The sequence below is a fragment of the Bradyrhizobium sp. BEA-2-5 genome (genome assembly GCF_032918025.1).
In the GTDB taxonomy this organism is placed as follows: Bacteria; Pseudomonadota; Alphaproteobacteria; order Rhizobiales; family Xanthobacteraceae; genus Bradyrhizobium; species Bradyrhizobium pachyrhizi.
In genome coordinates, this window is record NZ_CP136629.1 from 3,986,010 (window position 1) to 4,000,158 (window position 14,149).

A 14,149-nucleotide genomic window follows, 5' to 3' on the forward strand; every position below is an offset into this window, starting at 1 on the left:
CCGTCAATCCTTGATCAGAAGCACGCCGCCGATGATCAGTGCGATGCCGGCCAGCCGTGAAACCGACACGGGGTGCTGCGCCAGCCCGAACAGGCCAAAATGGTCCATCGCGATGCCCGCGAGCATTTGACCCGCAACCACCAGTGCCAGCAGGGTCGCGGCGCCGAGTGGCGGCAGCAGCAGGATCATCAACAGGATGAAGATGCCGCCGAGGACACCGCCGCTCCAGGCCCACCACGGCACTGCCGTCACCAGCTTCCAGGACGGCACCGGCTCGCGCGTCGCGACCAGCACGACCGCCATCGTCACGAGTTCCGCCGAGATAGCTGACGAGCCCGGCCCAGGCCGGCGAGTTGAGGGCAGACCTGAGATTGCCGTTCAGGACCTGCTGAACCGCGACGCAGATGCCGGCGCCAAGCGCGAGGAGATAGAGAAACCAGACTTGCATAAGATGCCCCAAAACCGATCATCGAACCGCTTCATGTCATATTCGATTGGCAATGATCGTGGCATGCACGAAACGCGGCACGAACCTGCGGAATGGGCTTCCACCCGCGTCCCAGATCGAATAAGAGGCCGCAAATCCTCAGTTTCCCAGTATTAGAGCATGATCCGCCTCGACAACGTCAGCAAGCAAGCCGGCCACCAGATCCTGTTCATCGAAGCTTCCGCCGCCCTTAACAAGGGTGAGAAGATCGGCCTCGTCGGGCCGAACGGCGCCGGCAAGACCACATTGTTCCGGATGATCGCCGGCGAGGAGCTGCCCGACGAGGGGCAGGTCTCGACCGATCGCGGCATCACCATCGGCTATTTCAACCAGGACGTCGGCGAGATGAGCGGCCGCAGCGCGGTGGCCGAGGTGATGGATGGGGCAGGGCCCGTCAGCGTGGTCGCGGCCGAGCTCAGGGAACTCGAGGCGGCGATGGCCGACCCCGACAAGGCCGACGAGATGGATGACATCATCGCGCGCTACGGCGAGGTGCAGCATCGTTTCGAGGAACTGGACGGCTATGCGCTCGATGGCCGTGCGCGCGAAGCGCTGTCCGGCCTGGGCTTCAGCCAGGAGATGATGGACGGCGACGTCGGAAAACTCTCCGGCGGCTGGAAGATGCGCGTGGCGCTGGCCCGTATTCTCCTGATGCGTCCCGACGTGATGCTGCTCGACGAGCCGAGCAACCATCTCGATCTCGAAAGCCTGATCTGGCTGGAAAAATTCCTGCACGATTACGAAGGCACGCTGCTGATGACCTCGCACGACCGCGAATTCATCAACCGCGTGATCTCCAAGGTGATCGAGATCGATTCCGGCTCGCTCACCACCTACACCGGCAATTACGAGTTCTACGAGCAGCAGCGGGCGCAGAACGAGAAGCAGCAGCAGGCGCAGTTCGAGCGGCAGCAGGCCATGCTGGCCAAGGAGATCAAGTTCATCGAGCGATTCAAGGCGCGCGCCTCGCATGCAGCACAGGTGCAGAGCCGGGTGAAGAAGCTCGACAAGATCGAACGGGTCGAGCCGCCGCGCCGCCGCCAGAGCGTGGCCTTCGACTTTTTGCCGGCGCCGCGCTCGGGGGAGGACGTCGTCGCGCTCAAGAACGTGCACAAGGGCTATGGCAGCAAGCGCATCTATGACGGTCTCGACTTCATGATCCGCCGGCGCGAGCGATGGGCCGTGATGGGTGTCAACGGCGCCGGCAAGTCGACGCTCCTGAAACTGATCGCCGGTTCAACCGAGCCCGATGACGGCGCGGTCGCGCTCGGGGGCAGCGTCAAGATGGGCTATTTCGCCCAGCACGCGATGGACCTGCTCGACGGCGAGCGCACCGTGTTCCAGTCGCTGGAGGACGCGTTTCCGCAGGCCGGGCAGGGCAGCCTTCGCGCGCTCGCCGGCTGTTTCGGCTTCTCCGGCGACGACGTCGAAAAGCGCTGCCGGGTGCTGTCAGGCGGCGAGAAGGCGCGCCTCGTGATGGCCAAGATGCTGTTCGATCCGCCGAACTTCCTGGTGCTGGACGAGCCGACCAACCATCTTGACCTCGCCACCAAGGAGATGCTGATCACGGCGCTGTCGGATTTCGAGGGCACCATGCTGTTCGTCTCGCACGACCGACATTTCCTCAGCGTTCTGTCGAACCGCGTGCTGGAGCTGACGCCGGAAGGCATCCACCAGTATGGCGGCGGCTATACCGAATATGTCGCGCGCACCGGGCAGGAGGCTCCGGGATTGCGGAGCTAGCTCAAGCCCGCCACCGCGCGCAAAACGCCTCGACATCGCCGGACTGGAATTCGGGCAGGCGTTCCCAGATGGTTTCAGCCGGCCAGTTCCACCAGGCGATCTGCGACAGCTCGGCGGCGATCTTGCGGTTGAACCGCTCCTTGATCGGCCGGGCCGGAACGCCGCCGACGATGGTGTAGGGCTCGACATCGCGCGAGACCACGGCGCCGGCCGCCAGCACTGCGCCGTCTCCGACGGTGACGCCGGGCAGCACGATCACGCCGTGGCCGATCCAGACGTCGTTTCCGATCACGACGCGATCCGCGCGTCGGTTCCTGAAGAAGTCATGATCGCGCTCGGCAGAGGCCGTGTAATATTCGGGGCAGTAGGTGAAGCGATGCTGGGACGGCCGGCCCATCGGATGATTGGGCGCGCCGATCCGGACCTGCGCCGCGATCGCGCAGAAGCGGCCGATTACGGCGTCGGCGACGATACAGCCGCTGCCGAGATAGGAGTAGTCGCCAAGCTCGGTGTATTCGATCGCGGTGTCGCCGAGAATCTCGCAGCAACGTCCGACCTTGACCTCGCGCAGCTTGACCGTCGGCTCGATGACGGTTTCGGCAATCTTGGGGCGGGTCAGGCTCGGTGCGTTCATAGCGTTGTCCTCGATGCGACGAGCCGCTTCAGTCGCACAATTTCTATGACGGACAGATGACAGGAGGAGGCCGGATTTAACGCCCGGCGAGGCGGGCGATTGCCTCGATCTCGTTGGTCCAGATGCCGCCGGAATAGCCTTCGGGCAGGCGCCGGAACAGGTCGGCATCGTCGATGCCGGTCGAGAATTCGCCGCCCTGATAGGGGCCGAGCACGAAGACCGCGCTGTTGGCCGCCGCCATTCGGTTGAGGAAGCGGTCCGGCCATCCCCATAGCCAGGGTGCGTAGTTGACCGGCACCAGCACGATGGCGTTGCGGCAGGCATCAGGCACGATGCCGGTCCAGCCATAGCCGATATAGCGGATGAGGCAGCTCTTGAGCGCCGCGCGGGAAATGGTGCGGGTCTCCGGCGAAAGCCGCCGGATCGTCTCGATCGGCTCGTCGCCGCCATAAGCCATGATCAGCTTGCGCCGTTCGGCGGGGAACCGGTTCAAGACCGTTGCGAGCTTCTCGCCCTCGGCGGGATCGCGGCTCTTGACGTTGATCAGGAGCCGGCGACCCGGAAAGGTCTTGAGCACCTCGTCCAGCGACGGCATCAGGCCGATGCCCTTGCCGCGGAACGGAAAGGTTTTGCCGCCATCGGCCGTGTAGCCATGGCCGATATCGAGCATCTTGAGCCGCGCCATCGGCTGCTCGCGGGTGACGCCCTGGCCGTCGGTGCGGCAATCGACGGTCCAGTCGTGAAACACGGCGAACTCGCCGTCGGTCGTCGGATGGACGTCGAGTTCGACGATATCGGCGCCGCGCTCGAAGCTCGCGCGCATCGAGCGCAGCGTGTTCTCGAGGTAGTCGTGCGCCGGCGGCAACATCCGCGCGGCGGTGCAGGTGTCGTTATCCAGGTCCCGCTCGTCAAAGCGCTGCGCTATGCCGCGATGGGCGAGCAGCACCGGCTTGCCGTCCTGATGCGGCGCCAGAAGGCTGGTGTTGTTGATGTAGATGCCAGCTGCGACGGCAACGATCGTCGCTGCCGCGTATTTCAGTTTCCTGCCCAAGCAACTCGGTTCCTTGCTGGATCGCCGGTCCGGGTAGGGGTGCTTTCTGGTCGATTTGCGGCGGCCTAATCAATCAAGCCGTCGATTGCGGCAATCGCCCGCACCATCGCGTCGTGGAGCGCCGCGTTGTTGGCGGGATTCGACTGGCGGCGGCGGTCGGGATCGTCGAAATCGTGGGTGGCACCCGGATAGACCACGACGTCGATCTTGCTGCCGGCAGCAACGGAGCGACCGGCGACGTCCCGGCAGCGGTCGGGCGATACTTCCTCGTCGTCCGTGCCCAGTAACATCGTGATCGGTGCTGCCGACCTGAGCGTCTGCGCCAACAGCGCGGCCGGCCCGCAGCCCGGATAGAACACGAGCGCGGCGCGATAGCCCGACGTCGCGGCGCCCTGCCGCTGCATCACGTTCAGCGCGGTGCTGCCGCCGTTCGACCATCCCTGCAGGAAGATGCGATTGCCGCTGATCTCCTTCTGGCTGCGCAGCCAGCTCAGCGCGCCCTCGGCGTCGAGCGGCCGCACGGTCTTCTCATTGACGTCGGTGCGATCAGAATTGTCATGCGTGAAGCGGCCGAAGCCGTGCGCCTTGCCGCGCGGCCCAAAACTGTCCGGCAGCAGCGCGAAATAGCCGTGGTCGGCCCAATACTGTCCCCACATCGCGTGGCGCTTGGACAGGCTGGCGGCATTGCAGGCCGCCGACGGATTGGTCCGCGACACCAGCGTGCAGTCCCTGTTGACGTTGATCGAATAGGGCCCGCCGCGGCCGTGCAGCAGCACGTGGCGGGGTGCGGGCCCGGCGTTTGCGGCCTGAACAGATAGCCGACGATCTCGGTCTTGCCGTCGGCGCTCGGAAAGAAAACGGTGTCGGGCGCGGCTACCGCCGCTGTCGGCAATGTCGTGAGTATCATGAGGACGATCGGAATCGCGCGATGGGTCATTCCCGCAGCATGAGCAGGATTTCGGACGAATTGCGGCATGGCTGTTTCCCGCCAGCAATGCAAAGCCGCATGGCGTGCTGCGCGGTGCTCGGCTTGTGAGGCGAGGTGCCGCCCGCTACGCTTTACAAAAAACTGGGAGCGAAACAACCATGAAGCAGATCCGGATCGGCGACATCACCATCGACGCGGTGATCGAGCGGGAAGGGCCGTGGCGGCGGCCGCAGGATTTCTTCCCGGCCTATGACGAGGGCGTGTTCGCCTGCCATCTGCCGACGATGGAGCCGGAGGTTTTCGACGCAGCGCGCGGCATGATGGTCATCACGTATCAGACTTTCGTGGTGCGGACGCCGCGCTACACGATCCTGGTCGATACCTGCACCGGCGAGGACAAGGGCCATCCGCCGCCGTTCGACTTTCCCGGCAAGGAACGCTGGCGCAACGAGCTCTTCGCGCTCGGCATCGGCTTCGAGCAGATCGACTATGTCTTCTGCACGCATCTGCACATCGACCACACCGGCTGGAATACGAGTTTGCGCGACGGCCGCTGGGTGCCGACGTTTCCAAATGCGAAATACGTCTTCCACAAGGGCGAGTATGCGGCCTGGGAGGCCGAGCATGCCAAGGGCAACGATCCGCCGGGAACCGTGTTTCGCGACAATTGCCTGCCGATCGTCGAGGCCGGGCAGGCGCTGCTGGTCGATGACGATTACGCGCTCGACGACACCGTCACGCTGACGCCGACGCCGGGGCATTCGCCCTGCCATTGCTGCGTGAACATCTTCTCCAAAGGCGAGCGCGCGGTGGTCGCCGGCGACCTCATGCATCACCAGATCCAGTGCCGCGAGCCGGACTGGTCGGCGAAGCCGGATTGGGACCCGAAGCAGTCAGCGGTGTCGCGGCGAAAATTCTTTGCGTCGGTTGCCGACACCGACACGCTGATCCTGCCGGTGCATTTTCCGGCGCCGACGGTGGGCCTGATCAAGGCGGATGGCGATCGTTTCGACTATCGCTTCAAGCGAGAGTAGGCGCGCAACAGTCGGCAGCTCAAGGTCACCGCGCTGCGCGGGTCCGGCGCGGGACCTGGGTCAGGAACCGTTCCAGATCGGCGCACAGGCGATGCGCCATTTCCTCGTCGATCGCAAACGTCGCGACGGTGCCGGCGCAGTCGATCTCGATGGTCCCGCGCAATGGTGCGGCGGAGACGGTCGATACCGTGATGTTGGTCGCTCTCTGTACGGTCATGTCGTCAACTTCCCTTCGGGCCGGTTGCGGCAATCCTCATCTGGCAATCCTCACCTTGGAATGACGGGGCGTCCCTTTCGCCGTCTCTCTTCGATGAATCTCACGCCGATCTCGGCACCGTCGACGCGAACCAGCTCGCAGCGGCGGAAGGCCAGTCCACGCGAGGACAGCACCAGGAAGAACTCCTGGGCCTTCAGCACATCGAGCGTTCCGTCGACCTCGAGCCGGGCCCCGCTCTGCGAGACGTCGAGCAGGATGCAACTCCGCCGCCACGTGCCGTCGACACCCATGAGATTGACGGGATAGCGCGTCTCGAGCCTGACGCGTTCCGCCCTGCGGTCACCATACGTCATAGCATCACTCACATTGCCTGGGAGCGCTTCGCGGTCAGCTCGCTAAGCGAACCGAACCGGATCGTGCGCTGCGCGTTAGAGAGCGCCAGTCCTCCAAACATGTCCCGTGCGCGCTGTAGCTCATCAGGTGCAACCGTCAGCCCGGCCTTCCGGCAGCTGACGATGGCAGCCGTTGTGTTCCAGTTCAGTCGCGATGCGCGGCAGGCGATTACGAGTCCGCTGATGTCGGCGGCTTCCATCAGCGGTGCGATCGTCTCGATCGGAACGGTTGCGAGCTGCGCCAGCGCTGCGACGACGTTGCGGACCTCTCGCCTGATCGCGAAACGGTTGACGCTGGAATCGTTCAACTGCCCGGTTCTGTTTAAGGCCAGCACGGTGGCCCGCGCCTCCGCATAGTCGATTGTGGCTGGTGGGGTTGCGGAGGCGCGGGCTGCGCTGGCATCGATCGCAGCGCGGATCGCGTCCTGAATGTCGGGGCGTGCGCGTTTGAGCAGCCGGGCCTGCTGGCGCGGCGTGGATCGCATCACGAGGTCGACGAGAACGCGGTGGGGCAGGTCGCTGCGCGATATCAGCGCGTCGGCGACGTCGTCGTCGCGCTCGGCGGCATCGACCATCATGGCGAGGCCCGCGCTGGTCAGATCAGCGCCGGGATTGCGCGCGAGGACCCGAAGCACGCTGCTGTCGCCTCGCATCAAGAGAATGTCCGTGAGCTCCGCATTGACGGCCTTGCGTCCTGCGATCGCGCAGAGGTGTCCCTCGGCCCGCATCCAGGCGATGTCGATCAGGTCGGCATCGGGGAGGCATTCGCATTTGCGCAGGATCGGAGCGGCGACATCGGCGTCGTCATGGTTGGCCAGGCGGCGCGCGAGTTCCCGCGGCACCAGGTGCAAATCGGCAAGCGAGCGGCTGAGCGTGGTCAGGGTCCGCAGTTCGACGCTCTCGGTCAGGCGGACCAGGATGCCGTCGAACATCTCGACGTGGTGCGCGCTGAGGCGGTGAGCGTCTTCGAGAAACAGCCCGGCCACCTCCTGCAGCATGCGCGTGCGGAGGTCGGGTGAGCCGGCTTTCAAGACAAGGTCGAGTTTGGCAATAAGATCGGGCGAGGCAATAACTGTCATTGCGGTACCTAAAATGCTCCGCGACGAGGAACGTCATCGTTCCCGATGCCAATTTGCTCCTCGAATCTTTAATAGGGGTATAGAAATTGATTGGGAGGGCCGATCGCGGCGGTGGATATCCCGCTAAAGACTATCGAAATTCTGCAGCCGCGTTACATTGCCGGATTGCCCGGTTCGACGAACGGACCGCATTTTTCCTGATTGAACCTATTGGACGATTCGCATTTTGTGCATGGAATTTATTGATGAGGCCGGCGCGCAAGGCGCCGCGTCGCGCACAATTTTTCAAGAGCATTTCACGGGAGCGGTCATTTGACGGCGCCATTACCGGTGCCGAGAGTCTTTCGTTTTGACGATGTTGATGCATTCCGGAGTTCGATCCGAAATCTGGATGTTGATTTCACGCCACTTGCGCGGAAGATTTCGGCCGAGCAGGTCATCCTGAGTTTGCCGGGATGCGACCTCAACTACACGCAGTCCTTTCCGCGGATCGTCGACGCACAGCTTGCGCCGCACACCGCCGCAGTCGGCTTCACGATGGATGACGGGGTCCCGATCCGCTTCAACGGCGTCGAGCGCGATCGCGCGGTCATTGTGCTCGGTGGCGGCGGCGCGTTCTACTCGTCGGTGGAGGAGACGCCCCGCCAATATGCCTCGGTGATGTTTACGCCGGAGATTGTCGACCGCGGTTGGCCGCAAGCGGGTCTTCATTTCAGCATTCACGAAATTTCTCAACGCGCGCAGGATCGGCTGCGTGAAGTAGTAAGGCACATCCTGCTCGTGACCTCGCAGCCGACCGAGGATGCCCAGTTCGCCAGCGGCGAGTCGATCAAGGAGACGCTGCTTGCCGCGATCGACAAGGCCTTCGCCGAGATCGTGCCGGCCAAGTGGACGACGCGGGCCAACACGACGCGCCAGTTCAAGGTCTTCAACGACGCGCGCGCAATTCTGGCAGGCGACGTGGCGCACCCGATCTACAGCGGCGAACTCGCCAGGCAGATCGGCGTGTCGGTGCGCACGCTGCATGACGCCATTCAGCGCTACCGGGGCGTCAGCCTGCATCGCTATTTGCGGTTGCGCCGGCTCTGGCTGGTGCGCCAGCAACTGCTGGCCGGTGCGCCCAGCGTCAAGACGTGCGCGCTGGCCTACGGATTTTGGCACTTAAGCGATTTTTCGCGCAGCTATCGGTCGCAGTTCGGGGAAGCGCCGTCGGAGACGCTGGCCGCCGCGCGCCGTCTGGGCGCCACCCGGGCCGATCCGTCCCGCAGCCACGGTTCGTAACCACCGATCTGAACGGAATCTTAACGGCCGCCGACGAGCCTGTGGGTACGATTTCACCAGAGGCGACGGCAATGCATCCCCGGAGATTTGCGCGTGTTCGTCCGAGCGGATGCGTATCCAGCGTGGTCAAGCTCCAGCTTGAACCGAAGGCGCCGCTGATCGAATGCCGGCTGGTGGACTATTCCGCCGGCGGGGCCTGCCTGGAATTTGCCAAGCCGATCCAGTTGCCGGAACGTTTCGAAATGTTTCACGGCAACACCAGGAAGCGTTGCCGGCGGGTCTGGAGCAGGGGCGTGCGGGTCGGCGTCTCGTTCTGAGGGCGCCCGCCGGTCAGGGGCGATCCACCGGCCAATAGCCGTTCGGGCCGCGCCCTGCGCGACCCGATGGTTTGTCCCGATTGAAGTCTGTCCCGATGGGAGTGAAAAGGCGTCGATGCGGGGGCTCAGGCGCCGCTCTGGCACTTCTTCATGAACGAGGTCTTGGCGGCGCCGGCGAGCGGCTTGCCGTCGGAGCTGACCGCCTTGGGTGCGCAGGCATCCGCCTTGCACTTCTTCAGGAACGAGGTCTTGGCGGCGCCGGCGAGCGGCTTGCCGTCCTTGCCGATCGCTTTGCTCTCGCAGGAGGCGTCCTGTGCAAATGCCGAACCGGCGGCAAAGGTCGCGATCACGGCCGCCAAGAAAATCCGCTTCATCTGGGTTCTCCCTAAACCAAACCAGTGGCCGGATTGGATACGGGATTCCTGGTCCGATCAAGTTCCCATGGCCGATTTTGTCGATAAAATACCCTGGTCAGATCAAGGAAATTCCGCGCGCAGCGCGGAACAAAATCGGGGAAGCGCGGAATGGAATTCGAGACGCTGGTACAGTCACGCAAAAGCGTGCGCGGGTTCAAGAAGCAGCCGGTGTTGCGGGCGACGGTCGAGGCGATCATCGAGAGCGCCAAGCGCGCGCCGTCGTCGATGAACACCCAGCCCTGGCATGTCCACGTGCTCGCCGGCAGCCCGCTCGAAGAGGTGCGCCGCCGCAACATGGAAGAGATGGTCGGTGGCGCCAAGGTCAAGCGCGACATCGTCAGCCACGGCGAGTACCAGGGTGTGCACCGCACGCGGCAGGTCGACATCGCCAAGAAGCTGTTCGGCGCGATGGGAATCGCGCGCGACGACAAGCCGATGCGGCAGGACTGGGTGCTGCGCGGTTTCCGTCAGTTCGACGCGCCGGTCTCGCTGGTCCTGACCTACGACCGTGTGCTCGATCCCGGCGCGGTCTGCCATTTCGATCTCGGTGCGCTCTGCTACGGTATCGTGCTCGCGGCATGGGACCGCGGCCTCGGCTCCGTGATCAACGGACAGGGCATCATGCGTTCCGACATCGTGCGCGAGGTCGCCGGGATTCCGGAGGACGAGGTCATCATGACCTGCGTCGCGATGGGCTATCCCGACGACAGCTTTGCCGCGAACGCCGTTCGCTCGGACCGCGAGCACAACGACGAGTTCGTGCGTTACGTGGGTTTTGCCGATTAGCGCGGCGTCGATCGCTTGCTCAGGGGCAACAACCTCGTGGGGCGCGATCAGCTGCGCGATGCATGGGCGCGTCCGGCGCATTTGCGCACGCATCGACCATGCCGCGGGATATTGAATTCCGCGCCGTGAAACCATCGCGCGAGCGTGAGCACGGCTGCGCATTTCCGCTATTCCCGCCGATAAAAAATGCGCTACTGGTTTTTTGAAGCACAACAGCGCAGGCGAGGAATCTCAGATGAGCGACGATGAACAGACAGCCATGATCCGCGAAACCGTCGCGAGATTCGTCGATCGCGAACTGATCCCGCTCGAGCCGCACTATCTGAAATCGAAGCTGCCCGGCAGCGATCACCCCGAGCTCACGTCGGAACAGCGCAAGCGGCTGCGCGACGTCTCGAAGGAGCTCGGCCTCTGGGGCCTCGATGCGCCCGAGGATCTCGGTGGCCACGACCTGCCGACGCGCACGATGGCTGCGGTGCACGAAGAACTCGGCCGCAGTTGCGTGCCGTTCGTGCTGCCGCCGGACTCGCCGAACCTGCGCATGCTGCAGGCGGTCGGTACCGACGCGCAGAAGAAGAAGTATCTGCAGCCCTATATCGAAGGCCGGATGGCCTCGGCGATCGCAATCTCCGAGCCCGGCGCCGGCGGCGATCCCGCGGGCATGAAGACGCGCGCGGTGCTCGAAGGCGAACAGTGGGTGCTCAACGGCCGCAAGATCTGGATCAGCAATGCACGCGCCGCCGACTTCATCATCGTGATGGCGCGGGTCGGCAACGATCAGCGCCAGGGCGGCATCACCTCCTTCATCGTCGAGAAGGGCACGGCGGGCTTCATCATCGAGCGCGAGATCCCGATGGTCGGCGGCGGCTCGACCTACGAGATCGTGTTCGAGGATTGCCGCATCCCGAAGGACTCCGTGCTCGGCGAGGTCGGCAAGGGCTACGCGCCGATGCAGCTGCGGCTGCGCACGCGGCGGCTCGAGATGGGATCGACCTGCGTCGGTATCACCAAGCGTGCGCTCGACATGATGTGCGAGCACGCCAGGCAGCGCGAGACGTTCGGCGTCAAGCTCGCCGAGCGCCAGGCGATCCAGTGGTGGATCGCCGATATCTCCACGCGCATGCATGCGTGCCGGCTGATGGTGCGCGAGGCCGCCGACAAGACCGACCGCGGCGAGGACATCCGCCACGAGGCTTCGATGATCAAGGTGTTCGCGACCGAGATGGCCTATGACGCCTGCGACCACGCGATGCAGACGCTCGGCGCGCTCGGCGTGACGCTGGAATTGCCGCTCAACGCGCTGTGGCAGAAGGCGCGCCTGATGCGGGTCTACGAAGGCCCGAGCGAGGTGCATCGCCAGGCGATCGCCCGCCGCGTGCTCGGCCTGCGCGGCGGCTAGGCCCTCAACGTCATTGCGAGGAGCTCGCGACAAAATTGCGTAGCAATTTTGCGCTGAAGCGACGAAGCAATCCATGCTGCCACTTGCGGTGCGATGGGTTGCTTCGCGGAGCCTGTCATCGGGCGCGCGTTCGCGCGACCCGTTGGCTCGCAGTGACGGGGAGAACCTTTCCGCTCCTGTGATCGCGGCGTGCTCTCGATTACGCCGCCCGCACGTCGGACAGGAAGCGGTTGACCTGGCCGGCGAGGTCCTTGGACTGCGTCGAGAGCTGTTCGGCCGCGCCTAGAACCTGGTTCGCGGCGCCGCCGGTGTCGTCGGCGGCGCGCTGCACGCCGGAGATGTTGCTGTTGACCTCCTGGGTGCCGCGGGCGGCCTCCTGGACGCTGCGGGCGATCTCCTTGGTGGCCGAGCCCTGCTCCTCGATCGCAGCGGCGATCGCGGTGCCGATCTGGTCGATCTCGCCGATGACGTCGGCGACGTTGCGGATCGCGGCCACCGTCTCGTCGCTTGCGGCCTGGATCGCGGTGATCTGCTCGGAGATCTCGGTGGTGGCCTTGGCGGTCTGGCCGGCCAGCGACTTCACCTCGGAGGCGACGACGGCAAAGCCGCGGCCGGCCTCTCCGGCGCGGGCCGCCTCGATGGTGGCGTTGAGCGCGAGCAGATTGGTCTGTGCCGCGATGCTCTGGATCAGCGTGACGACGTCGCCGATCTTCTGGGCGCCCTCGGCGAGCGCGCGGGCGGTGTCGCCGGTGCGCTGGGCATGGTCGACCGCGCGCGCGGCGATCTCGGTCGAGGTCGCGACCTGGCGGGCGATCTCCGAGATCGAGGAGGTCAGCTCCTCGGTGGCGCTCGCCACCGTCTGCACGTTGGTCGAGGTCTGATCGGACGCCGCGGCGACAACGGCGGCCTGGCGATTGGTGGCGGCGGCGGTGGCCGACATCGATTGCGCCGTGTCCTCCATCACCGAGGATGCCGCGGACAACCCGCCGACCAGCTCGGTGACCTTGGCTTCGAAGGCGCGGGTCAGGTCGTCGAGCACGCGGGCGCGCCGCATCTTGCCGTCGTTCTCGGCCTGCTTCTCGGCGGCGAGCCGGTCGGCCCGGATCATGTTGTCCTTGAAGACCTGAACCGCGGCGGCCATCGCGCCGATCTCATCCTTGCGCGCGGCGCCCGGGATCGTCTCGGCAACTTCGCCCGCGGCAAGGCGCGACATTCGGCCGGTGAGGGCCGCGATCGGGTTAAGGATGCGGCGGCGGACCATGACGATCAGGCCGGCGCTGACGGCAACGACCGCGAGCAGTTCGATCAGCGCCACCACGAAGCTGAAGCGCGCCGACGAATAGGCGCCCGCAAGGCCTTGCTCGGCATTCTCGTAGAATGCGTCGCGCACGGTGATGATGGAGGCGAGGCCGATCTGGGATTCAGCGTAATAGGTCTCGACGTCCTGCTCATACTTGCCAGAGATCGCGCCTTCCTTGGCGAGCTTCAGCGCCTTGCCGAAACGCTCGACGTAGTCGGCCTGCATCTTGCCCAGCGCCGTCAGGACATTGGCTGATGTCGCCGGATTGTTGCGCAACTCCTGCAGCGTCGAGAGGATCTGCTCGGTGCGGCCGGTGCTGCGGAACAGCTCCAGCTTTTCCTGTTCGGTCGCGACACGCTTGGCGCCGACCAGCGCCTTGTGCACGCTGGCATTGAGGCCGCCGATGTCGCGCAGCGTCATGGCGATGTTGGCGTAATTGGCCTGGCGGTAGGCGTTGCCGTCAAGGCCGGCGAGGCGGCGCACCTGCTCGTCGAGCAGCACGGTGACGCCAGCGTTGAAGACGGAGTTGTCAGCGACGATCTTGGTTGCGGCCGGACGGCGGGCGTCGACCGGACCTGCGATCGCCTTCTCGATCGCGTCGCGGAGCGCGGCGAACTTGGCCTTCAGCGCATCGATCGCGCTCGCAACCGTTTCGCCGTCGTCGAGCGAGCCGGGCAGCGTGGCGCGGACCTGATTGACCTTGGCGAGCGCGCTGTCGGTCAGCTTGCGCAGCTTGTCGAGATCGGCGATCTGCTTCTGGTCGATCGCGCCGGTGCCGAACAAGAGGTTGGTGGACATGCCGCGCTCGGAGTTCATGTAGCGCGGGATGTCGCCGACGGCGCGGACGATTTCGAGCCGGTTCTGCGCGGTCGAGACCTTGTCCATGGTCTGGTACTTGGTCACCGCGACATAGGCCGCCAGTCCGCCGCCGACCGCGGACAATGAGACGATCGCGGCCGTCAGGAGAGTACCGATTTTCATGGGATGCGCGCCATTCTTGACGAGAGAGGGGAGGCCTCAACCGTAGCGGGCGTGCATTAAGCTTGGGTTTATGATGCGGGAGCCGCCGCAACGGTCCCGGCCGT

The 14,149-nt window shown here is 64.9% G+C and carries 14 protein-coding genes and 1 pseudogene; 6 read left to right on the forward strand and 9 right to left on the reverse strand.

Annotated features, from left to right (window positions below):
* Positions 1-3: 3 nt before the first annotated feature.
* Positions 4-448, reverse strand: a pseudogene (locus RX327_RS18495) (DMT family transporter).
* A gap of 159 nt (positions 449-607) precedes the next feature.
* On the opposite strand from RX327_RS18495, the gene RX327_RS18500 reads away from it, so the two are divergent.
* Complete coding sequence (locus tag RX327_RS18500; RefSeq protein ID WP_317251075.1) at positions 608-2,230, forward strand: ABC-F family ATP-binding cassette domain-containing protein; 1,623 nt, start codon at positions 608-610, stop codon at positions 2,228-2,230.
* Between the two features lies 1 nt (position 2,231).
* Here RX327_RS18500 and RX327_RS18505 read toward each other — a convergent pair whose 3' ends face one another.
* From RX327_RS18505 to RX327_RS18515, 3 genes are all read right to left on the reverse strand, one after another.
* Entirely contained in the window at positions 2,232-2,864 is a 633-nt protein-coding gene (locus tag RX327_RS18505) for a DapH/DapD/GlmU-related protein (protein ID WP_317251076.1), read from the reverse strand.
* A 76-nt stretch (positions 2,865-2,940) separates the two neighbouring features.
* Positions 2,941-3,915, reverse strand: coding sequence for a glycerophosphodiester phosphodiesterase family protein (locus RX327_RS18510; RefSeq protein WP_317251077.1), 975 nt, complete (start codon positions 3,913-3,915; stop codon positions 2,941-2,943).
* Positions 3,916-3,980: 65 nt separating this feature from the next.
* Positions 3,981-4,691 (reverse strand): dienelactone hydrolase family protein, encoded by a 711-nt coding sequence (locus RX327_RS18515; RefSeq protein WP_317251078.1) that lies wholly within the window; start codon positions 4,689-4,691, stop codon positions 3,981-3,983.
* Between the two features lie 310 nt (positions 4,692-5,001).
* Here RX327_RS18515 and RX327_RS18520 point away from each other — a divergent pair, with 310 nt between their 5' ends.
* A complete protein-coding gene (locus RX327_RS18520; protein ID WP_317251079.1) occupies positions 5,002-5,877 on the forward strand; it encodes an MBL fold metallo-hydrolase in 876 nt (291 codons plus the stop codon).
* A gap of 25 nt (positions 5,878-5,902) precedes the next feature.
* Here the strand turns inward: RX327_RS18520 and RX327_RS18525 are convergent, their stop codons facing one another.
* Genes RX327_RS18525 through RX327_RS18535 form a run of 3 tightly spaced genes read right to left on the reverse strand, consistent with a single transcriptional unit; the run spans position 5,903 to position 7,565 of the window.
* Positions 5,903-6,094: a hypothetical protein gene (locus tag RX327_RS18525; RefSeq protein ID WP_028332308.1), complete on the reverse strand. Its 192-nt coding sequence runs from the start codon at positions 6,092-6,094 to the stop codon at positions 5,903-5,905.
* 50 nt (positions 6,095-6,144) lie between these two features.
* Entirely contained in the window at positions 6,145-6,447 is a 303-nt protein-coding gene (locus tag RX327_RS18530) for a PilZ domain-containing protein (protein WP_028332307.1), read from the reverse strand.
* Between the two features lie 8 nt (positions 6,448-6,455).
* Positions 6,456-7,565: a DUF2336 domain-containing protein gene (locus RX327_RS18535; RefSeq protein WP_063779968.1), complete on the reverse strand. Its 1,110-nt coding sequence runs from the start codon at positions 7,563-7,565 to the stop codon at positions 6,456-6,458.
* Positions 7,566-7,877: 312 nt separating this feature from the next.
* On the opposite strand from RX327_RS18535, the gene RX327_RS18540 reads away from it, so the two are divergent.
* Entirely contained in the window at positions 7,878-8,846 is a 969-nt protein-coding gene (locus RX327_RS18540) for an AraC family transcriptional regulator (RefSeq protein ID WP_050386754.1), read from the forward strand.
* Positions 8,847-8,917: 71 nt separating this feature from the next.
* Entirely contained in the window at positions 8,918-9,163 is a 246-nt protein-coding gene (locus RX327_RS18545; protein ID WP_026192700.1) for a PilZ domain-containing protein, read from the forward strand.
* 125 nt (positions 9,164-9,288) lie between these two features.
* Here the strand turns inward: RX327_RS18545 and RX327_RS18550 are convergent, their stop codons facing one another.
* Complete coding sequence (locus RX327_RS18550) at positions 9,289-9,537, reverse strand: hypothetical protein (protein WP_317251080.1); 249 nt, start codon at positions 9,535-9,537, stop codon at positions 9,289-9,291.
* A 150-nt stretch (positions 9,538-9,687) separates the two neighbouring features.
* On the opposite strand from RX327_RS18550, the gene RX327_RS18555 reads away from it, so the two are divergent.
* Together RX327_RS18555 and RX327_RS18560 are read left to right on the forward strand one after the other, a co-directional pair.
* A complete protein-coding gene (locus tag RX327_RS18555) occupies positions 9,688-10,365 on the forward strand; it encodes a nitroreductase (protein WP_317251081.1) in 678 nt (225 codons plus the stop codon).
* A 235-nt stretch (positions 10,366-10,600) separates the two neighbouring features.
* Positions 10,601-11,764: an acyl-CoA dehydrogenase family protein gene (locus tag RX327_RS18560; protein ID WP_092086311.1), complete on the forward strand. Its 1,164-nt coding sequence runs from the start codon at positions 10,601-10,603 to the stop codon at positions 11,762-11,764.
* A gap of 199 nt (positions 11,765-11,963) precedes the next feature.
* Here RX327_RS18560 and RX327_RS18565 read toward each other — a convergent pair whose 3' ends face one another.
* Positions 11,964-14,045, reverse strand: coding sequence for a HAMP domain-containing methyl-accepting chemotaxis protein (locus RX327_RS18565; protein ID WP_317251082.1), 2,082 nt, complete (start codon positions 14,043-14,045; stop codon positions 11,964-11,966).
* Positions 14,046-14,149 lie beyond the last annotated feature (104 nt).

Coding starts and splice junctions, on each gene's coding strand:
- RX327_RS18520 (WP_317251079.1), top strand. CDS start 5,002: ATGAAGCAGATCCGGATCGGCGACATCACCATCGACGCGGTGATCGAG.
- RX327_RS18530 (WP_028332307.1), bottom strand. CDS start 6,447: ATGACGTATGGTGACCGCAGGGCGGAACGCGTCAGGCTCGAGACGCGC.
- RX327_RS18565 (WP_317251082.1), bottom strand. CDS start 14,045: ATGAAAATCGGTACTCTCCTGACGGCCGCGATCGTCTCATTGTCCGCG.
- RX327_RS18560 (WP_092086311.1), top strand. CDS start 10,601: ATGAGCGACGATGAACAGACAGCCATGATCCGCGAAACCGTCGCGAGA.
- RX327_RS18505 (WP_317251076.1), bottom strand. CDS start 2,864: ATGAACGCACCGAGCCTGACCCGCCCCAAGATTGCCGAAACCGTCATC.
- RX327_RS18525 (WP_028332308.1), bottom strand. CDS start 6,094: ATGACCGTACAGAGAGCGACCAACATCACGGTATCGACCGTCTCCGCC.
- RX327_RS18550 (WP_317251080.1), bottom strand. CDS start 9,537: ATGAAGCGGATTTTCTTGGCGGCCGTGATCGCGACCTTTGCCGCCGGT.
- RX327_RS18555 (WP_317251081.1), top strand. CDS start 9,688: ATGGAATTCGAGACGCTGGTACAGTCACGCAAAAGCGTGCGCGGGTTC.
- RX327_RS18535 (WP_063779968.1), bottom strand. CDS start 7,565: ATGACAGTTATTGCCTCGCCCGATCTTATTGCCAAACTCGACCTTGTC.
- RX327_RS18500 (WP_317251075.1), top strand. CDS start 608: ATGATCCGCCTCGACAACGTCAGCAAGCAAGCCGGCCACCAGATCCTG.
- RX327_RS18545 (WP_026192700.1), top strand. CDS start 8,918: ATGCATCCCCGGAGATTTGCGCGTGTTCGTCCGAGCGGATGCGTATCC.